This window comes from Pseudomonas pergaminensis, from assembly GCF_024112395.2.
GTDB lineage: Bacteria > Pseudomonadota > Gammaproteobacteria > Pseudomonadales > Pseudomonadaceae > Aquipseudomonas > Aquipseudomonas pergaminensis.
Genome location: NZ_CP078013.2, coordinates 5,927,723 through 5,947,614, shown reverse-complemented (window position 1 = coordinate 5,947,614; position 19,892 = coordinate 5,927,723). Strand labels below are relative to the sequence as shown.

Sequence of the window (19,892 nt, the reverse complement as noted above, 5' to 3'; positions counted from 1 at the left end):
TCGGTCGCCGCCATTAACGCGCTGTAGCCACCCGATGCGGTGGTGCAAACCATGGGGTTTGCGAGATTTTCTGGCTGCTCCCGTCGGGGGGGCCAAACAAGCAGGTGACCAAGCTGGGGAACGCTGATGGCTTACTCATATACTGAGAAAAAACGTATCCGCAAGGACTTTAGCAAGTTGCCGGACGTCATGGATGTCCCGTACCTTCTGGCTATCCAGCTGGATTCGTATCGTGAATTCTTGCAGGCGGGAGCGACCAAAGATCAGTTCCGCGACGTGGGCCTGCATGCGGCCTTCAAATCCGTTTTCCCGATCATCAGCTACTCCGGCAATGCTGCGCTGGAGTACGTCGGTTATCGCCTGGGCGAACCGGCATTTGATGTCAAAGAATGCGTGTTGCGCGGTGTTACGTACGCCGTACCTTTGCGGGTAAAAGTCCGCCTGATCATTTTCGACAAAGAATCGTCGAACAAAGCGATCAAGGACATCAAAGAGCAAGAAGTCTACATGGGCGAAATCCCACTGATGACTGAGAACGGTACCTTCGTTATCAACGGTACCGAGCGTGTGATCGTTTCCCAGCTGCACCGTTCCCCGGGCGTGTTCTTCGACCACGACCGCGGCAAGACGCACAGCTCCGGTAAGCTCCTGTACTCCGCGCGGATCATTCCGTACCGTGGTTCGTGGTTGGACTTCGAGTTCGACCCGAAAGACTGCGTGTTCGTGCGTATCGACCGTCGTCGCAAGCTGCCGGCCTCGGTACTGCTGCGCGCGCTCGGCTATACCACTGAGCAAGTGCTGGACGCTTTCTACACCACCAACGTATTCAGCCTGAAGGATGAAACCCTCAAGCTGGAGCTGATCGCTTCCCGTCTGCGTGGTGAAATTGCCGTCCTGGACATCCAGGATGAAAAGGGCAAGGTCATTGTTGAGGCGGGTCGTCGTATTACTGCGCGCCACATCAACCAGATCGAAAAAGCCGGTATTACAGAGCTGGAAGTGCCTCTGGACTACGTCCTGGGTCGCACGACCGCCAAGGTTATTGTTCACCCGGCGACAGGCGAAATCCTGGCTGAGTGCAACACCGAGCTGAACACCGAGATCCTGGCCAAAATCGCCAAGGCTCAGGTTGTTCGCATCGAGACCCTGTACACCAACGACATCGACTGCGGTCCGTTCATCTCCGACACGCTGAAGATCGACTCCACCAGCAACCAATTGGAAGCGCTGGTCGAGATCTATCGCATGATGCGTCCTGGTGAGCCACCAACCAAAGACGCTGCCGAGACCCTGTTCAACAACCTGTTCTTCAGTCCTGAGCGCTATGACCTGTCTGCGGTCGGCCGGATGAAGTTCAACCGTCGTATCGGTCGTACCGAGATCGAAGGTTCGGGCGTGCTGTGCAAGGAAGACATCGTCGCGGTACTGAAGACCCTCGTCGACATCCGTAACGGTAAAGGCATCGTCGATGACATCGACCACCTGGGTAACCGTCGTGTTCGCTGCGTAGGCGAGATGGCCGAGAACCAGTTCCGCGTTGGCCTGGTACGTGTTGAGCGTGCGGTCAAAGAGCGTCTGTCGATGGCTGAAAGCGAAGGCCTGATGCCGCAAGACCTGATCAACGCCAAGCCAGTGGCTGCGGCGGTGAAAGAGTTCTTCGGTTCCAGCCAGCTTTCCCAGTTCATGGACCAGAACAACCCGCTCTCCGAGATCACCCACAAGCGCCGTGTATCTGCACTGGGCCCGGGCGGTCTGACCCGTGAGCGTGCTGGCTTTGAAGTTCGTGACGTACACCCGACGCACTACGGTCGTGTTTGCCCGATCGAAACGCCGGAAGGTCCGAACATCGGTCTGATCAACTCCCTGGCTGCTTATGCGCGCACCAACCAGTACGGCTTCCTCGAAAGCCCGTACCGCGTGGTGAAAGACGCTCTGGTCACCGACGAGATCGTGTTCCTGTCCGCCATCGAAGAAGCCGATCACGTGATCGCTCAGGCTTCGGCCACGATGAACGACAAGAAAGTCCTGATCGACGAGCTGGTAGCTGTTCGTCACTTGAACGAGTTCACCGTCAAGGCGCCGGAAGACGTCACCTTGATGGACGTTTCGCCGAAGCAGGTAGTTTCGGTTGCAGCGTCGCTGATCCCGTTCCTGGAGCACGATGACGCCAACCGTGCGTTGATGGGTTCCAACATGCAGCGTCAAGCTGTACCCACTCTGCGTGCCGACAAGCCGCTGGTAGGTACGGGCATGGAGCGTAACGTAGCCCGTGACTCCGGCGTTTGCGTCGTGGCTCGTCGTGGCGGCGTGATCGACTCTGTTGATGCCAGCCGTATCGTGGTTCGTGTTGCCGATGACGAAGTTGAAACTGGCGAAGCCGGTGTTGACATCTACAACCTGACCAAATACACCCGCTCGAACCAGAACACCTGCATCAACCAGCGTCCGCTGGTGAGCAAGGGTGATCGCGTTCAGCGTAGCGACATCATGGCCGACGGCCCGTCCACCGACATGGGTGAACTGGCACTGGGTCAGAACATGCGCATCGCGTTCATGGCATGGAACGGCTTCAACTTCGAAGACTCCATCTGCCTGTCCGAGCGTGTTGTTCAAGAAGACCGTTTCACCACGATCCACATTCAGGAACTGACCTGTGTGGCCCGTGACACCAAGCTTGGGCCAGAGGAAATCACTGCAGACATCCCGAACGTGGGTGAAGCTGCACTGAACAAACTGGACGAAGCCGGTATCGTTTACGTAGGTGCTGAAGTAGGTGCAGGCGACATCCTGGTCGGTAAGGTCACTCCGAAAGGCGAGACCCAACTGACTCCGGAAGAGAAGCTGTTGCGTGCCATCTTCGGTGAAAAAGCCAGCGACGTTAAAGACACCTCCCTGCGTGTACCTACCGGTACCAAAGGTACTGTCATCGACGTACAGGTCTTCACCCGTGACGGCGTTGAGCGTGATGCTCGTGCACTGTCCATCGAGAAGACCCAACTCGACGAGATCCGCAAGGACCTGAACGAAGAGTTCCGTATCGTTGAAGGCGCGACCTTCGAACGTCTGCGTTCCGCCCTGGTAGGCCACAAGGCCGAAGGCGGTGCAGGTCTGAAGAAAGGTCAGGACATCACCGACGAAGTCCTCGACGGTCTTGAGCACGGCCAGTGGTTCAAACTGCGCATGGCTGAAGATGCTCTGAACGAGCAGCTCGAGAAGGCCCAGGCCTACATCGTTGATCGCCGCCGTCTGCTGGACGACAAGTTCGAAGACAAGAAGCGCAAACTGCAGCAGGGCGATGACCTGGCTCCAGGCGTGCTGAAAATCGTCAAGGTTTACCTGGCAATCCGTCGTCGCATCCAACCGGGCGACAAGATGGCCGGTCGTCACGGTAACAAAGGTGTGGTCTCCGTGATCATGCCGGTTGAAGACATGCCGCACGATGCCAATGGCACCCCGGTCGACGTCGTCCTCAACCCATTGGGCGTACCATCGCGTATGAACGTTGGTCAGATCCTCGAAACTCACCTGGGCCTCGCAGCCAAAGGTCTGGGTGAGAAGATCAACCGTATGATTGAAGAGCAGCGTAAGGTCGCAGACCTGCGTAAGTTCCTGCACGAGATCTACAACGAGATCGGCGGTCGCAACGAAGAGCTGGACACTTTCTCCGACCAGGAAATCCTGGATCTGGCGAAGAACCTGCGCGGCGGTGTTCCAATGGCTACCCCGGTGTTCGACGGTGCCAAGGAAAGCGAAATCAAGGCCATGCTGAAACTGGCAGACCTGCCAGAAAGCGGCCAGATGCAGCTGTTCGACGGCCGTACCGGCAACAAGTTCGAGCGCCCGGTTACTGTTGGCTACATGTACATGCTGAAGCTGAACCACTTGGTAGACGACAAGATGCACGCTCGTTCTACCGGTTCGTACAGCCTGGTTACCCAGCAGCCGCTGGGTGGTAAGGCTCAGTTCGGTGGTCAGCGTTTCGGGGAGATGGAGGTCTGGGCACTGGAAGCATACGGTGCTGCTTACACTCTGCAAGAAATGCTCACAGTGAAGTCGGACGATGTGAACGGTCGGACCAAGATGTACAAAAACATCGTGGACGGCGATCACCGTATGGAGCCGGGCATGCCCGAGTCCTTCAACGTGTTGATCAAAGAAATTCGTTCCCTCGGCATCGATATCGATCTGGAAACCGAATAACACGTGACGCGAATCGAGAGCGGGGCCGTTTAGCCCGCTCTCTGCTCCGCCAGGAGGAAAGGCCTTGAAAGACCTACTGAATTTGCTGAAAAACCAGGGTCAAGTCGAAGAGTTCGACGCCATCCGTATTGGATTGGCATCGCCTGAGATGATCCGTTCGTGGTCGTTCGGTGAAGTTAAAAAGCCGGAAACCATTAACTACCGTACGTTCAAACCTGAACGTGACGGCCTGTTCTGCGCCAAAATCTTTGGCCCGGTAAAGGATTACGAGTGCCTGTGCGGTAAGTACAAGCGCTTGAAGCACCGTGGTGTGATTTGCGAGAAGTGCGGCGTTGAAGTTGCACTGGCCAAGGTTCGTCGTGAGCGCATGGCGCACATCGAACTGGCTTCGCCAGTTGCCCACATCTGGTTCCTGAAATCGCTGCCGTCCCGTATCGGCTTGCTGATGGACATGACCCTGCGTGATATCGAACGCGTTCTCTACTTCGAGAGCTATGTCGTTATCGATCCAGGCATGACTACCCTTGAAAAGGGTCAGCTGCTGAACGACGAGCAGTACTTCGAAGCGCTGGAAGAGTTTGGCGACGATTTCGATGCCCGCATGGGTGCCGAAGCTGTCCGCGAACTGCTGCACGCTATCGATCTGGAGCACGAGATTGGCCGCCTGCGTGAAGAAATTCCGCAAACCAACTCCGAAACCAAGATCAAGAAGCTGTCCAAGCGTCTGAAGTTGATGGAAGCCTTCCAGGGTTCCGGCAACTTGCCAGAGTGGATGGTGCTGACTGTTCTGCCGGTTCTGCCGCCAGACCTGCGTCCGCTGGTACCGTTGGATGGCGGTCGTTTCGCGACTTCCGACCTCAACGACCTGTACCGTCGCGTGATCAACCGTAACAACCGCTTGAAGCGCCTGCTTGATCTGTCCGCTCCGGACATCATCGTGCGCAACGAAAAGCGTATGTTGCAAGAAGCTGTCGATGCCTTGCTCGACAACGGTCGTCGTGGCCGCGCTATCACCGGTTCCAACAAGCGTCCTCTGAAATCCTTGGCTGACATGATCAAGGGTAAGCAAGGTCGTTTCCGTCAGAACTTGCTCGGTAAGCGTGTTGACTACTCCGGTCGTTCGGTAATTACCGTAGGCCCGACCCTGCGTCTGCACCAGTGCGGTCTGCCTAAGAAGATGGCACTGGAGCTGTTCAAACCATTCATCTTCGGCAAGCTCGAAATGCGCGGTCTCGCGACCACCATCAAAGCGGCCAAGAAAATGGTCGAGCGCGAACTGCCAGAGGTTTGGGACGTTCTCGCTGAAGTGATCCGCGAACACCCGGTTCTCCTCAACCGTGCACCGACCCTTCACCGTCTGGGTATCCAGGCGTTTGAACCGGTACTGATCGAAGGTAAGGCTATCCAGCTGCACCCGCTGGTCTGTGCTGCGTACAACGCCGACTTCGACGGCGACCAAATGGCCGTGCACGTACCGCTGACACTGGAAGCCCAGTTGGAAGCGCGCGCGTTGATGATGTCGACCAACAACATTCTGTCGCCAGCCAACGGTGAGCCAATCATCGTTCCGTCGCAGGACGTTGTATTGGGTCTGTACTACATGACGCGTGAAGCGATCAACGCCAAAGGCGAAGGTCGTGTGTTCGCTGACCTGCAAGAAGTTGACCGTGTGTTCCGTGCCGGCGAAGCCGCACTGCACGCCAAGGTCAAAGTGCGGATCAACGAAACCGTCAACGACCGTGACGGCGGCAGCGTGAGCAACACTCGTATCGTCGACACCACTGTTGGCCGTGCGTTGTTGTACCAGGTTGTGCCAAAAGGTCTGTCGTACGATGTCGTCAACCTGCCGATGAAGAAGAAGGCGATCTCCAAGCTGATCAACCAGTGCTACCGCGTGGTTGGTTTGAAAGAGACCGTGATCTTCGCTGACCAGTTGATGTACACCGGTTTTGCTTACTCGACCATTTCCGGCGTTTCCATCGGTGTTAACGACTTCGTTATCCCGGATGAAAAGGCCCGCATCATCAGTGCTGCTACTGATGAAGTGAAAGAGATCGAAAGCCAGTACGCCTCCGGCCTGGTAACCCAGGGCGAGAAGTACAACAAGGTAATCGACCTTTGGTCCAAGGCGAACGACGAAGTTTCCAAGGCGATGATGGCCAACCTCTCGAAAGAGAAAGTCATCGACCGTCACGGCGACGAAGTTGACCAAGAGTCCTTCAACTCGATGTACATGATGGCCGACTCGGGCGCACGGGGTTCTGCTGCGCAGATCCGTCAGCTCGCCGGTATGCGTGGCCTGATGGCCAAGCCGGACGGTTCCATCATCGAAACGCCGATTACTGCGAACTTCCGTGAAGGTTTGAGCGTACTTCAGTACTTCATCTCGACTCACGGTGCTCGTAAAGGTCTGGCGGATACCGCGTTGAAAACCGCGAACTCCGGTTACCTGACTCGTCGTCTCGTAGACGTTGCGCAAGATCTGGTCGTAACCGAGATCGATTGCGGCACCGAGCATGGCTTGCTGATGACTCCGCACATTGAAGGCGGTGACGTTGTAGAGCCGCTGGGTGAGCGCGTATTGGGTCGTGTTATTGCCCGTGACGTATTCAAGCCAGGTACCGAGGAAGTTATCGTTCCTGCCGGCACCCTGGTAGATGAGAAGTGGGTCGAGTTCATCGAACTCAACAGCATCGACGAAGTGATCGTTCGCTCGCCGATCAGCTGCGAAACCCGCTACGGCATTTGCGCCAAGTGCTACGGCCGTGACTTGGCTCGTGGTCACCAGGTGAACATCGGTGAAGCGGTCGGCGTTATCGCTGCCCAGTCCATCGGTGAGCCGGGTACCCAGCTGACCATGCGTACGTTCCACATCGGTGGTGCGGCAAGCCGGACCTCCGCAGCTGACAGCGTTCAGGTGAAGAATGGCGGTACCGTCCGCTTGCACAACCTGAAGCACGTAGAGCGAGTGGATGGCCACCTGGTTGCTGTGTCCCGTTCCGGTGAGCTGGCAATCGCTGATGACTACGGTCGTGAGCGTGAGCGTTACAAGCTGCCGTACGGTGCTGTGATTTCGGTTAAAGAAGGTGACAAGGTCGACGCTGGCGCAATCGTGGCCAAGTGGGATCCGCACACTCACCCAATCGTTACCGAAATGAAAGGTACCGTGACCTACGTGGGCATGGAAGAAGGCATCACGATCAAGCGTCAGACTGACGAATTGACCGGTATGACCAACATTGAGGTACTCGACGCTAAAGATCGCCCAGCTGCCGGTAAAGACATCCGTCCTGCCGTGAAGATGGTCGATGACAACGGCAAGGATCTGTTGCTGCCAGGCACTGACGTAATCGCTCAGTACTTCCTGCCAGCCAACGCCCTGGTCGGTGTAGCGGACGGTGCGAAGATCGCGATCGGTGATGTTATCGCGCGTATCCCGCAAGAAACTTCGAAAACCCGTGACATCACCGGTGGTCTGCCGCGTGTTGCTGACTTGTTCGAAGCTCGTCGTCCGAAAGAAGCGTCGATTCTGGCTGAAGTCAGCGGCACCATCGCGTTCGGTAAAGAGACCAAGGGCAAGCGCCGTCTGGTCATTACTCCGAACGACGGTAGCGATCCGTATGAAGAGCTGATTCCGAAGTGGCGTCACCTGAACGTGTTTGAAGGCGAACAGGTAAACCGCGGCGAAGTCATCTCCGACGGCCCGAGCGATCCACACGACATCCTGCGCCTGCTGGGTGTGAGTGCGCTGGCCAAGTACATCGTTAACGAGATCCAGGACGTTTACCGCCTGCAAGGCGTGAAGATCAACGATAAGCACATCGAGACCATCCTGCGTCAGATGCTGCGTAAAGTTGAGATCGCTGAATCCGGCGATTCCAGTTTCATCAAGGGCGACCAGATGGAACTGACTCACGTACTGGTAGAGAACGAGCGTCTGGGCGCGGAAGACAAATTTGTCTCCAAGTTCACTCGCGTACTGCTGGGTATCACCAAGGCGTCGCTGTCCACTGAGTCGTTCATCTCGGCGGCCTCCTTCCAGGAGACCACTCGTGTTCTGACCGAAGCAGCGGTAACCGGCAAGCGCGATTACCTGCGCGGCCTGAAAGAAAACGTGGTTGTGGGTCGTCTGATCCCAGCCGGTACCGGTTTGGCTTACCACAGCGAGCGCAAGCGCCGCCGTGATGCTGACAAGCCGTTGCGCGTAAGCGCCAGTGAAGTGGAAGCTGCACTGACCGAAGCGCTGAACTCAAGCGGTAACTGAGTTCTGCGGTAAATAAGTCTGGGCCCTGGCAGCCCCATTCGTCGGATCGAGGCATTTTTGCCCCGGTTCGATGAGAGGGGAGGTCGGGGCCTTGCCTTGACTGGGGACAAGATCCTCTTTAGACTCTTGTACCCCTAAATTTGGCGGGAATTCGTTCCTGCCATTTTGCTTTTCTTGCAAGACAATAGCGTCGCAAGACAACAGTGGAGCTAGTAGATGGCAACTATCAACCAGCTGGTACGTCAGCCGCGTAAGCGTATCGTCGAGAAATCCGACGTACCTGCGCTGCAGAACTGCCCGCAACGTCGTGGCGTATGCACTCGCGTGTATACCACTACGCCGAAAAAACCTAACTCGGCACTGCGTAAAGTATGCCGTGTGCGCCTGACCAACGGTTTCGAGGTTTCCTCGTACATCGGTGGTGAAGGTCACAACCTGCAAGAGCACAGCGTGGTACTGATCCGCGGCGGTCGTGTAAAAGACTTGCCAGGTGTTCGTTACCACACCGTACGCGGCTCCTTGGATACTTCCGGCGTTAAAGGTCGTAACCAGGGTCGTTCGAAGTACGGTACCAAGAAGCCTAAGTAGTAGCGGCTTTTTGTAAAACTGAATCATCTTATTTTCTGAGTCGATAAGAGTAAGGTCGGAGGCGTCCCGCAAGGGCACCGATTCCGAACGAACCTGAAGACCGTTTGAGGGCTTATCCATGCCAAGAAGACGCGTAGCAGCCAAGCGCGAAGTGCTTGACGATCCAAAATACGGAAGCCAAATCCTGGCCAAGTTCATGAACCACGTGATGGAAAGCGGTAAGAAAGCCGTTGCCGAGCGTATCGTTTATGGCGCGCTGGAAAAGGTTAAAGAACGCAAGAACAGCGACCCCCTGGAAATCTTCGAGAAAGCTCTCGACGCCATCGCTCCGCTGGTCGAAGTGAAGTCGCGCCGTGTAGGCGGTGCTACTTACCAGGTTCCGGTTGAAGTTCGTCCGTCCCGTCGTAACGCTCTGGCAATGCGCTGGTTGGTAGACTTCGCCCGTAAGCGCGGCGAGAAGTCTATGGCTCTGCGTTTGGCCGGCGAGCTGTTGGACGCTGCTGAAGGTAAAGGTGCTGCTGTTAAGAAGCGTGAAGACGTGCACCGTATGGCTGAAGCTAACAAAGCTTTCTCGCACTACCGCTTCTAATCTTAGCTTCACTAATTTTGCGAGGGCTTTATGGCTCGTACTACTCCGATTAGCCGCTACCGTAACATCGGTATCGTTGCTCACGTGGATGCTGGTAAAACCACCACCACCGAGCGCGTACTGTTTTACACCGGCAAAAGTCACAAAATGGGCGAGGTGCATGACGGCGCCGCGACCACAGACTGGATGGTTCAGGAGCAGGAGCGTGGTATTACCATTACTTCTGCTGCTATTACCGCCTTCTGGAAAGGTTCCGAGAAGCAGTACAAAGACGAGCATCGCTTCAACGTAATCGATACCCCAGGCCACGTAGACTTCACCATTGAAGTTGAACGTTCCCTGCGCGTACTCGACGGCGCTGTCGTTGTGTTCTGCGGTACCTCGGGTGTTGAACCTCAGTCGGAAACCGTATGGCGTCAAGCCAACAAGTACGGCGTTCCACGTCTTGTTTATGTAAACAAGATGGACCGTGCTGGTGCCAACTTCCTGCGCGTGATCGGTCAGATCAAGCAGCGTCTGGGTCACACTCCGGTGCCAATCCAGTTGGCTATCGGTTCCGAAGATAACTTCCAGGGTCAGATCGATCTGATCAACATGGAAGCGGTCTACTGGAATGATTCCGACAAAGGCATGGTGCCTGTTCGTAAGCCTATCCCTGCAGAACTGCAGGAGCTGGCTGACGAGTGGCGCAACAACATGGTTGAGGCTGCCGCCGAAGCCAGCGAAGAGCTGATGAACAAGTACCTCGAAGGTGAAGAACTCACCAACGTGGAAATCAAGGCTGCTCTGCGTCAGCGTACTATCGCTGGTGAGATTGTCTTGGCTGTTTGCGGTTCTTCCTTCAAGAACAAGGGTGTTCCCCTGGTTCTCGACGCCGTTATCGACTACCTGCCGGCTCCAACCGACATTCCTGCTATCAAGGGTACCAACCCGGATAACGAGGAAGAAGAGATGGAGCGTCACGCCGATGACAGCGAGCCGTTCTCGGCTCTGGCGTTCAAGATTGCAACCGACCCATTCGTGGGTACTTTGACCTTCGTCCGCGTTTACTCGGGCGTGTTGGCCTCCGGCGACGGCGTGATCAACTCGGTTAAAGGCAAGAAAGAGCGCGTGGGTCGTATGGTGCAAATGCACGCAAACGCCCGTGAAGAGATCAAGGAAGTGCGCGCTGGTGACATCGCGGCCCTGATCGGCATGAAGGACGTCACCACTGGTGAGACTTTGTGCGACGCTGCCAAGCCAATCATCCTGGTTCGCATGGACTTCCCGGAGCCGGTTATTTCGGTTGCCGTAGAGCCTAAGACCAAGGATGACCAGGAAAAAATGGGTATCGCTCTGGGTAAACTTGCTCAGGAAGATCCATCTTTCCGCGTCAAAACTGATGAAGAGACTGGTCAAACGATCATCTCCGGCATGGGCGAGTTGCACCTGGACATCCTGGTTGACCGGATGCGCCGTGAGTTCAACGTCGAAGCCAACATCGGTAAGCCTCAGGTTTCCTATCGTGAGCGCATCACGAAGAACTGTGAAATCGAAGGCAAGTTCGTTCGTCAGTCCGGCGGTCGTGGTCAGTTCGGTCACTGCTGGATCCGTTTTGCTCCTGCTGACGAAGGTCAGGAAGGTCTGCAATTCGTGAACGAAGTAGTTGGTGGTGTGGTTCCTAAGGAATACATCCCGGCTATCCAGAAGGGTATCGAAGAGCAGATGAAGAACGGTGTTGTTGCCGGCTATCCGCTGATCGGCCTGAAAGCAACCGTTTTTGACGGTTCTTACCACGACGTCGACTCCAACGAGATGGCGTTTAAGGTGGCTGCTTCCATGGCAACCAAGCAACTGGCCCAGAAGGGCGGTGGTGAGTTGCTTGAGCCAATCATGGCGGTAGAAGTTGTTACACCTGAAGACTATATGGGTGATGTCATGGGCGACCTTAACCGTCGTCGCGGCATGATCTTGGGTATGGAAGACACGGTTTCCGGCAAAGTGATTCGCGCCGAGGTTCCGTTGGGTGAGATGTTCGGTTATGCGACCGACGTTCGCTCCATGTCCCAGGGTCGCGCAAGCTACTCTATGGAATTCAAAAAATACAACACAGCTCCGGCGCACATCGCTGAAACTGTATCCAAAAAACAAGGCTGATTCAGTCCTTTAGGCAAGGAGTTAATTGTCGTGGCTAAAGAAAAATTTGATCGTTCCCTACCGCACGTAAACGTTGGCACCATCGGCCACGTTGACCACGGTAAAACCACTCTGACCGCTGCTCTGACTCGCGTCTGCTCCGAAGTTTTCGGTTCGGCTCGTGTTGACTTCGACAAGATCGACAGCGCACCAGAAGAAAAAGCTCGTGGTATCACCATCAACACCGCTCACGTTGAGTACAACTCGACTATTCGTCACTACGCTCACGTTGACTGCCCAGGTCACGCTGACTACGTGAAGAACATGATCACTGGTGCTGCCCAGATGGACGGCGCGATCCTGGTTTGCTCGGCCGCTGATGGTCCGATGCCACAAACCCGTGAGCACATCCTGCTGTCCCGTCAGGTAGGCGTTCCGTACATCGTGGTTTTCCTGAACAAGGCTGACCTGGTAGACGACGCTGAGCTGCTGGAACTGGTTGAGATGGAAGTGCGCGATCTGCTGAGCACTTACGACTTCCCAGGTGACGACACTCCGATCATCATCGGTTCTGCTCGTATGGCTCTGGAAGGCAAAGACGACAACGAAATGGGCACTACTGCCGTTCGTAAACTGGTTGAAACTCTGGACAGCTACATCCCAGAACCAGTTCGTCTGACCGACAAGCCGTTCCTGATGCCAATCGAAGACGTATTCTCGATCTCCGGTCGCGGTACTGTTGTGACTGGTCGTATCGAGCGCGGTATCGTTCGCGTTCAGGATCCACTGGAAATCGTTGGTCTGCGTGATACCACCGTCACCACCTGCACCGGTGTTGAAATGTTCCGTAAGCTGCTCGACGAAGGTCGTGCTGGCGAGAACTGCGGCGTTCTGCTGCGTGGTACCAAGCGTGACGACGTTGAGCGTGGCCAGGTTCTGGTTAAGCCAGGTTCGGTCAAGCCGCACACCAAGTTCACCGCAGAAGTTTACGTTCTGAGCAAGGAAGAAGGCGGTCGTCACACTCCGTTCTTCAAAGGCTACCGTCCACAGTTCTACTTCCGTACTACTGACGTGACCGGTAACTGCGAACTGCCAGAAGGCGTTGAAATGGTAATGCCAGGCGATAACATTCAAATGACTGTTACCCTGATCAAAACCATCGCAATGGAAGACGGTCTGCGTTTCGCTATTCGCGAAGGCGGCCGTACCGTTGGTGCTGGCGTTGTAGCTAAAATCATCGAGTAATTATCTCTTCTGAGATAGCTCGGTTTTTTTGAGAAGGCCCCCGCTTAGCGGGGGCCTTTTTTATTGGGTTGACACCTATCGGGGGCGTCTATAGAATTGCGCCTCCTTTTAACGGGCGCATTGCGCCCGGTGGGAATAGCAGCCGGAGTCTGAAATCCAATGCAAAATCAGCAAATCCGTATCAGGTTGAAGGCTTTTGACCATCGCCTGATCGACCAATCCACCCAGGAAATCGTGGAAACCGCGAAACGTACTGGTGCTCAAGTGCGTGGTCCAATTCCACTGCCTACCCGTAAAGAGCGGTTCACCGTTCTGGTCTCCCCGCACGTCAACAAAGACGCGCGTGACCAGTACGAGATCCGTACTCATAAGCGCGTACTGGACATCGTCCAGCCAACGGATAAAACCGTTGATGCACTTATGAAGCTCGATCTGGCGGCCGGTGTGGAAGTACAGATCAGCCTCGGCTAAGACTTGGGTCTTAGTCGTGTAACGCTCTGAAATGGGCGGCCATAGCGGGTGAAAGCCCCGTACACTCATGAGGTTTACAACATGACTATTGGTGTAGTCGGTCGTAAATGCGGTATGACCCGTATTTTCACCGAAGAAGGTGTCTCCATTCCGGTCACGGTCATTGAGATCGAGCCGAATCGCGTCACCCAGTTCAAAACTGAAGAAACCGATGGCTATCGTGCAGTGCAAGTCACTGTCGGCGAGCGTCGTGCTTCGCGCGTGACTGCTGCTCAAGCAGGTCACTTCGCTAAAGCAAACGTTGCAGCTGGTCGTACTGTTATGGAGTTCCGTCTTGAAGACGGCGACTACCAGGCTGGCGATCTGATCAACGCTGAAATCTTCGCCGCTGGTCAACTGGTTGATGTAACCGGTCAGTCCAAAGGTAAAGGCTTCCAGGGTACGATCAAGCGTTGGAATTTCCGTGGCCAAGACAACACTCACGGTAACTCCGTTTCCCACCGCGTCCCGGGCTCTATTGGCCAGTGCCAGACTCCTGGTCGTGTATTCAAGGGCAAAAAAATGTCCGGTCATATGGGCGCTGAGCGCGTGACCGTGCAGTCCCTCGAAGTAGTGCGCGTCGACGCTGAACGCAATCTGTTGTTGGTCAAGGGTGCTGTTCCTGGCGCTACTGGCGGCAACCTGGTTGTACGTCCAGCGGCCAAGGCTCGCGGTTAAGGGGAAGCTGACATGCAATTAAATGTAAATGACGCTCAAGCGATCGAAGTTTCCGAACTGACATTTGGCGGCGAATTCAACGAGACGCTGGTTCACCAAGCAGTCGTGGCCTACATGGCCGGCGGCCGTCAAGGTAGCAAGCAGCAAAAGACCCGTTCCGACGTACGTGGTGGCGGTAAGCGCCCTTGGCGTCAGAAAGGCACTGGCCGTGCTCGTGCCGGTACCATCCGTAGCCCAATCTGGCGTGGCGGCGGTACCACTTTCGCAGCTCGTCCTCAGGATCACTCGCAGAAGCTCAACAAGAAGATGTACCGCGCAGCTCTGCGCTCCATCCTTGCTGAACTCGTGCGTACTGACCGTCTGGTCGTGGTTCAGGACTTCGCTGTTGAAAGCCCGAAAACCAAAGATCTGCTGGGCAAACTGAACAACATGAGCCTGACCGATGTTTTGATCGTGTCTGAAGCTGTTGATCAGAACCTGTACCTGGCTGCTCGCAACCTGCCACACGTTGATGTACGTGACGTGCAAGGTTCCGATCCAGTTAGTCTGATCGCATACGACAAGGTGTTGATCACCGTGTCGGCCGTGAAGAAATTCGAGGAGCTGCTGGGATGAACCAGGAACGCGTATTTAAAGTTCTGCTTGGCCCGCACGTTTCCGAAAAGGCTACGGTTCTGGCTGACAAGAAAGGCCAGTTCGTTTTCAAGGTTGCAACTGACGCAACCAAGCTGGAAATCAAGAAGGCCGTCGAAAGCCTGTTCAGCGTGAAAGTAGAGCGTGTTACTACCCTGAATGTTCTGGGTAAGAGCAAGCGCACTGCTCGCGGTCTGGGCAAGCGTAATGACTGGAAGAAGGCAGTTATCTCCCTTCAGCCAGGCCAAGATCTCGATTTCAGCAGCAGTGCTGAGTAAGGAAGGGGTGCATCATGGCAATCGTTAAATGCAAACCGACTTCCCCTGGCCGCCGTTTTGTGGTCAAGGTGGTCAACCAGGAGCTGCATAAAGGCGCTCCTCACGCACCGCTGCTCGAGAAAAAATCGAAGTCTGGTGGTCGTAACAACAATGGTCGCATTACCACTCGTCACATCGGTGGTGGCCATAAGCAGCATTATCGTCTGGTCGACTTCCGTCGCAACGACAAAGATGGCATCGCTGCCACTGTCGAGCGTATCGAATACGATCCAAACCGTACTGCTCACATCGCTCTGCTGCTGTACGCAGATGGCGAGCGTCGCTACATCATCGCCCCTAAAGGCGTGAGCGCTGGCGACCAGCTGATCGCAGGTGCTTTGGCACCGATCAAGCCGGGCAACGCTCTGCAACTGCGCAACATTCCAGTTGGTAGCACCGTACACGGCATCGAATTGAAGCCAGGTAAAGGCGCGCAAATCGCTCGTTCCGCTGGTGCTTCGGCTCAGCTGATCGCTCGTGAAGGTGTCTACGTGACCCTGCGTCTGCGTTCTGGTGAGATGCGTAAAGTGCTGGCTGAATGCCGCGCGACCTTGGGCGAAGTCTCGAACTCCGAGCACAGCCTGCGTTCGCTGGGTAAAGCTGGTGCCAAACGCTGGCGTGGCGTTCGCCCAACCGTTCGTGGTGTTGCCATGAACCCGGTTGACCACCCACACGGTGGTGGTGAAGGTCGTACCTCTGGTGGTCGTCATCCGGTATCTCCATGGGGCTTCCCGACTAAGGGCGCGAAGACTCGTGGTAATAAGCGTACCGACAAAATGATCGTCCGTCGTCGCAAGTAAATAGAGGGATACGACAGTGCCACGTTCTCTGAAAAAAGGTCCTTTTATTGATCTTCACCTACTGAAGAAGATCGAAGTGGCGGCGGAAAAGAACGATCGCAAACCAGTTAAGACCTGGTCGCGTCGTTCGATGATCCTGCCACAAATGGTCGGTCTGACCATCGCTGTACACAACGGTCGCTTGCACGTCCCAGTTCTTGTGAACGAAGACATGGTCGGCCACAAACTAGGCGAGTTTGCCGGTACCCGCACTTATCGTGGGCACGTGGCAGACAAGAAAGCCAAGCGTTAAGGGGTAAGGAAATGGAAGTAGCCGCTAAGTTGTCGGGCGCTCGAATCTCCGCCCAGAAAGCCCGCTTGGTCGCCGACCAGATCCGCGGGAAGAAGGTGGGCGAAGCGCTCAACCTGTTGGCTTTCAGCAGTAAGAAAGCCGCCGAGATCATGAAGAAAGTGCTGGAGTCGGCCGTAGCCAACGCCGAGCATAACGAAGGCGCAGACGTTGATGACCTGAAGGTCAGCACCGTTTTCGTCAACGAAGGGCGTTCGCTGAAGCGCATCATGCCACGTGCCAAAGGCCGTGCTGATCGCATCGTCAAGCGGTCTTGCCATATCACTGTCAAGGTTGCTGACAAGTAACGGAGTCGAAGAGATGGGTCAGAAAGTACATCCCATTGGCATTCGCCTGGGAATCGTCAAGGAGCACACCTCCGTCTGGTACGCAGACGGTCGGACTTATGCGGACTATTTGTTCGCTGATCTGAAGGTGCGTGAGTATCTCCAAGACAAACTAAAAAGCGCGTCCGTAAGCCGTATCGATATCCATCGTCCGGCGCAAACTGCACGTATCACCATCCACACCGCTCGTCCAGGTATCGTTATCGGGAAGAAAGGTGAAGATGTTGAGAAACTGCGTCAGGACCTGACCAAGCAAATGGGTGTGCCTGTGCACATCAATATCGAAGAGATCCGCAAGCCGGAGCTCGACGGTATGCTGGTTGCGCAGAGCGTAGCTCAGCAGCTGGAGCGTCGCGTAATGTTCCGTCGCGCTATGAAGCGCGCCGTACAGAACGCCATGCGCATTGGTGCCAAGGGCATCAAAATCCAAGTGAGCGGTCGTCTCGGCGGTGCTGAAATCGCACGTACTGAATGGTATCGCGAAGGTCGTGTGCCACTGCACACCCTGCGTGCCGACATCGACTATGCCAACTACGAAGCTCACACCACTTACGGTGTGATCGGTGTAAAGGTTTGGATCTTCAAAGGCGAAGTAATTGGTGGTCGCCAAGAAGAACTGAAACCACAAGCACCAGCGCCTCGTAAAAAAGCTGCTAAGTAAGGGGTACGCCAAATGTTGCAACCTAAGCGTACGAAGTTCCGCAAGCAGATGACAGGCCACAACCGTGGTCTGGCTCAGCGCGGTAGCAAAGTCAGCTTCGGCGAGTTCGCGCTGAAGTCTGTAGCTCGTGGTCGTCTCACCGCTCGTCAGATCGAGTCAGCGCGTCGTGCTCTGACCCGTCACGTAAAACGTGGCGGCAAGATCTGGATCCGTGTATTCCCGGACAAGCCGATCTCCAAAAAACCTCTCGAGGTTCGGATGGGTAAAGGTAAGGGTAACGTGGAATACTGGGTAGCCCAGATTCAGCCAGGCAAAGTCCTGTATGAAATCGAGGGTGTTTCTGAAGAGCTGGCGCGTGAGGCTTTCGCCCTGGCTGCTGCAAAGCTGCCGCTCGCCACCTCCTTTGTTAAACGGACGGTGATGTGATGAAAGCGAATGAACTTCGTGAAAAATCCGCACAGCAGCTGAACGAGCAACTGCTCGGCCTGCTGCGCGACCAGTTCAATCTGCGTATGCAGAAAGCAACTGGCCAGTTGGGGCAGTCTCATCTGCTCTCGCAAGTTAAGCGTGACATCGCTCGCGTGAAGACTGTGCTCAACCAGCAGGCAGGTAAGTGATCATGGCTGAAGCCGAAAAGACTGTCCGTACGCTGACTGGCCGTGTTGTCAGCGACAAGATGGACAAAACCATCACCGTTCTGATCGAGCGTCGCGTTAAGCACCCGATCTACGGTAAATATGTTAAGCGTTCGACTAAGCTGCACGCGCACGACGAAACCAATCAGTGCCACATCGGCGACAAAGTCACTATTCGTGAAACTCGTCCGCTGGCCAAGACCAAGTCTTGGGCACTGGTTGATGTTCTCGAACGCGCTGTGGAAGTCTAAGGACTAGGGGTCGGAGAAATTATATGATTCAGACTCAATCCATGCTCGATGTGGCCGATAACAGCGGCGCTCGCCGTGTTATGTGCATCAAGGTGCTGGGTGGCTCCCATCGTCGTTACGCTGGTATCGGTGACATCATCAAAGTTACCGTGAAGGAAGCAATTCCTCGCGGTAAAGTGAAAAAAGGCCAAGTGATGACTGCTGTTGTAGTCCGCACTCGTCACGGCGTACGCCGTGCTGATGGCTCCATTATCCGCTTTGATGGCAACGCTGCTGTTCTTCTGAACAACAAGCAAGAGCCGATCGGCACCCGTATCTTTGGGCCAGTGACCCGTGAACTTCGTACTGAGAAGTTCATGAAGATCGTCTCGCTCGCCCCAGAAGTGCTGTAAGGAGATCCGACATGCAAAAGATTCGTCGTGACGACGAGATCATCGTGATCGCCGGCAAAGACAAAGGTAAGCGCGGTAAGGTGCTGAAGGTTCTCGCTGACGACCGTCTGGTCGTTGGTGGTCTGAACCTGGTCAAGCGTCATACCAAGCCTAACCCGATGTCGGGCGTACAGGGCGGTATCGTCGAGAAAGAAGCGCCATTGCACGCTTCTAACGTCGCCATCTTCAACGGCGAAACCAACAAGGCTGACCGCGTTGGTTTCAAAGTAGAAGACGGTAAGAAAATTCGTGTCTTCAAGTCGACCCAAAAAGCGGTTGATGCTTGAACACTGCTAGGTAGATAAGACCATGGCACGACTACAAGAGATTTACCGGAAGGAAATCGCCCCCAAGCTTAAGGAAGAACTTAAGCTCGGGAACGTGATGGAAGTTCCGCGCGTCACCAAAATCACCCTGAACATGGGTCTGGGCGAAGCGATCGGCGACAAAAAAGTCATCGAGCACGCTGTTGCTGACCTGGAAAAGATCACCGGTCAAAAAGTCGTTGTGACTTACGCTCGGAAATCCATCGCTGGCTTTAAAGTCCGTGAAGGTTGGCCGATCGGCGTCAAAGTGACTCTGCGCCGTGAGCGTATGTACGAATTCCTGGATCGTCTGCTGTCGATCTCCCTGCCTCGGGTTCGCGACTTCCGCGGCCTGAATGCCAAGTCCTTCGATGGTCGTGGTAACTACAGCATGGGCGTGAAAGAGCAGATCATCTTCCCGGAAATCGACTACGACAAGATCGATGCTCTCCGCGGTCTGGACATCACCCTGACCACCACTGCCAAGAACGATGATGAAGGTCGCGCCCTGTTGCGTGCTTTCAAATTCCCGTTCCGCAACTGATTGGAGTAGGACCATGGCCAAGATGAGCATGAAAAACCGCGAGCTGAAGCGTCAGCTCACGGTTGCCAAGTACGCCAAGAAGCGTGCAGCACTGAAAGCGATCATCGTTGATCTGAACGCAAGTCCAGAAGCGCGTTGGGAAGCTACAGTAGCTCTGCAGAAGCAGCCACGTGACGCAAGCGCTTCGCGCATGCGTAACCGCTGCCGCCTGACCGGTCGTCCACACGGCGTTTACCGCAAGTTCGGCCTCGGCCGTAACAAACTGCGTGAAGCGGCAATGCGTGGTGACGTACCAGGTCTGGTTAAAGCCAGCTGGTAAGTACTTTCAGAGTCCAGGTGGTCGGCATCGCAAGATAACGACCACCGGTGACCTTGAATCTGGAACAAGCCCCTTTTGGGGCTTGTTTCATTTCCGGAGTGTGTCTAGAATACCCGGCTCGCCTGAGCCCGT

21 protein-coding genes are annotated in these 19,892 nt (G+C 55.3%); all 21 read left to right on the top strand.

Features of this window, described 5'->3' with window-relative positions; translation table 11 throughout:
- The first annotated feature begins 126 nt into the window (after positions 1 to 126).
- The 21 genes from rpoB (at position 127) to rpsN (ending at position 19,760) form a co-directional block, all read left to right on the top strand.
- Positions 127 to 4,200 carry a DNA-directed RNA polymerase subunit beta gene (gene rpoB, locus KUA23_RS27095; protein ID WP_034101000.1) on the top strand — a complete coding sequence of 1,358 codons (4,074 nt, stop codon included), beginning with the start codon at positions 127 to 129 and terminating at the stop codon, positions 4,198 to 4,200.
- Between the two features lie 64 nt (positions 4,201 to 4,264).
- The gene (gene rpoC, locus KUA23_RS27090) at positions 4,265 to 8,464 is read left to right on the top strand and encodes a DNA-directed RNA polymerase subunit beta' (RefSeq protein WP_078050399.1); all 4,200 of its coding nucleotides are present in this window, start codon (positions 4,265 to 4,267) and stop codon (positions 8,462 to 8,464) included.
- 216 nt (positions 8,465 to 8,680) lie between these two features.
- Entirely contained in the window at positions 8,681 to 9,052 is a 372-nt protein-coding gene (gene rpsL / locus KUA23_RS27085) for a 30S ribosomal protein S12 (RefSeq protein ID WP_002555494.1), read from the top strand.
- A gap of 118 nt (positions 9,053 to 9,170) precedes the next feature.
- Positions 9,171 to 9,641 (top strand): 30S ribosomal protein S7, encoded by a 471-nt coding sequence (gene rpsG / locus KUA23_RS27080; protein WP_002555493.1) that lies wholly within the window; start codon positions 9,171 to 9,173, stop codon positions 9,639 to 9,641.
- Between the two features lie 30 nt (positions 9,642 to 9,671).
- Complete coding sequence (gene fusA / locus KUA23_RS27075) at positions 9,672 to 11,777, top strand: elongation factor G (protein ID WP_010206921.1); 2,106 nt, start codon at positions 9,672 to 9,674, stop codon at positions 11,775 to 11,777.
- Between the two features lie 30 nt (positions 11,778 to 11,807).
- A complete protein-coding gene (gene tuf / locus KUA23_RS27070; RefSeq protein ID WP_010206920.1) occupies positions 11,808 to 13,001 on the top strand; it encodes an elongation factor Tu in 1,194 nt (397 codons plus the stop codon).
- 159 nt (positions 13,002 to 13,160) lie between these two features.
- Complete coding sequence (gene rpsJ / locus KUA23_RS27065; RefSeq protein WP_003186070.1) at positions 13,161 to 13,472, top strand: 30S ribosomal protein S10; 312 nt, start codon at positions 13,161 to 13,163, stop codon at positions 13,470 to 13,472.
- A gap of 81 nt (positions 13,473 to 13,553) precedes the next feature.
- Positions 13,554 to 14,189 (top strand): 50S ribosomal protein L3, encoded by a 636-nt coding sequence (gene rplC, locus KUA23_RS27060; RefSeq protein ID WP_003194649.1) that lies wholly within the window; start codon positions 13,554 to 13,556, stop codon positions 14,187 to 14,189.
- A gap of 12 nt (positions 14,190 to 14,201) precedes the next feature.
- Positions 14,202 to 14,804: a 50S ribosomal protein L4 gene (gene rplD / locus KUA23_RS27055; RefSeq protein ID WP_003176424.1), complete on the top strand. Its 603-nt coding sequence runs from the start codon at positions 14,202 to 14,204 to the stop codon at positions 14,802 to 14,804.
- Entirely contained in the window at positions 14,801 to 15,100 is a 300-nt protein-coding gene (gene rplW, locus KUA23_RS27050) for a 50S ribosomal protein L23 (RefSeq protein WP_002555488.1), read from the top strand. Before rplD ends, rplW begins: the two co-directional genes overlap by 4 nt.
- A 14-nt stretch (positions 15,101 to 15,114) precedes the next feature.
- Positions 15,115 to 15,939 (top strand): 50S ribosomal protein L2, encoded by an 825-nt coding sequence (gene rplB / locus KUA23_RS27045; protein ID WP_003186055.1) that lies wholly within the window; start codon positions 15,115 to 15,117, stop codon positions 15,937 to 15,939.
- A gap of 16 nt (positions 15,940 to 15,955) precedes the next feature.
- Positions 15,956 to 16,231, top strand: a complete 276-nt coding sequence (rpsS, locus tag KUA23_RS27040; RefSeq protein ID WP_003232420.1) for a 30S ribosomal protein S19 — start codon at positions 15,956 to 15,958, stop codon at positions 16,229 to 16,231.
- An 11-nt stretch (positions 16,232 to 16,242) separates the two neighbouring features.
- Complete coding sequence (rplV, locus tag KUA23_RS27035; RefSeq protein ID WP_003103908.1) at positions 16,243 to 16,575, top strand: 50S ribosomal protein L22; 333 nt, start codon at positions 16,243 to 16,245, stop codon at positions 16,573 to 16,575.
- A gap of 13 nt (positions 16,576 to 16,588) precedes the next feature.
- A complete protein-coding gene (gene rpsC / locus KUA23_RS27030) occupies positions 16,589 to 17,275 on the top strand; it encodes a 30S ribosomal protein S3 (protein WP_003176422.1) in 687 nt (228 codons plus the stop codon).
- 12 nt (positions 17,276 to 17,287) lie between these two features.
- The gene (gene rplP / locus KUA23_RS27025) at positions 17,288 to 17,701 is read left to right on the top strand and encodes a 50S ribosomal protein L16 (protein ID WP_003176421.1); all 414 of its coding nucleotides are present in this window, start codon (positions 17,288 to 17,290) and stop codon (positions 17,699 to 17,701) included.
- Complete coding sequence (rpmC, locus tag KUA23_RS27020) at positions 17,701 to 17,892, top strand: 50S ribosomal protein L29 (protein ID WP_002555481.1); 192 nt, start codon at positions 17,701 to 17,703, stop codon at positions 17,890 to 17,892. The genes rplP and rpmC overlap by 1 nt, the downstream gene beginning before the upstream one ends.
- 2 nt (positions 17,893 to 17,894) lie before the next feature.
- Positions 17,895 to 18,161: a 30S ribosomal protein S17 gene (gene rpsQ / locus KUA23_RS27015; RefSeq protein ID WP_003176419.1), complete on the top strand. Its 267-nt coding sequence runs from the start codon at positions 17,895 to 17,897 to the stop codon at positions 18,159 to 18,161.
- A 23-nt stretch (positions 18,162 to 18,184) separates the two neighbouring features.
- On the top strand, positions 18,185 to 18,553 hold the full coding sequence (gene rplN / locus KUA23_RS27010) for a 50S ribosomal protein L14 (protein WP_002555479.1): 369 nt from the start codon (positions 18,185 to 18,187) through the stop codon (positions 18,551 to 18,553).
- A gap of 11 nt (positions 18,554 to 18,564) precedes the next feature.
- Entirely contained in the window at positions 18,565 to 18,879 is a 315-nt protein-coding gene (gene rplX / locus KUA23_RS27005) for a 50S ribosomal protein L24 (protein WP_007896770.1), read from the top strand.
- A gap of 22 nt (positions 18,880 to 18,901) precedes the next feature.
- Positions 18,902 to 19,441 (top strand): 50S ribosomal protein L5, encoded by a 540-nt coding sequence (gene rplE, locus KUA23_RS27000; RefSeq protein WP_003194642.1) that lies wholly within the window; start codon positions 18,902 to 18,904, stop codon positions 19,439 to 19,441.
- Between the two features lie 13 nt (positions 19,442 to 19,454).
- Positions 19,455 to 19,760, top strand: a complete 306-nt coding sequence (gene rpsN / locus KUA23_RS26995) for a 30S ribosomal protein S14 (protein WP_003176414.1) — start codon at positions 19,455 to 19,457, stop codon at positions 19,758 to 19,760.
- Positions 19,761 to 19,892 lie beyond the last annotated feature (132 nt).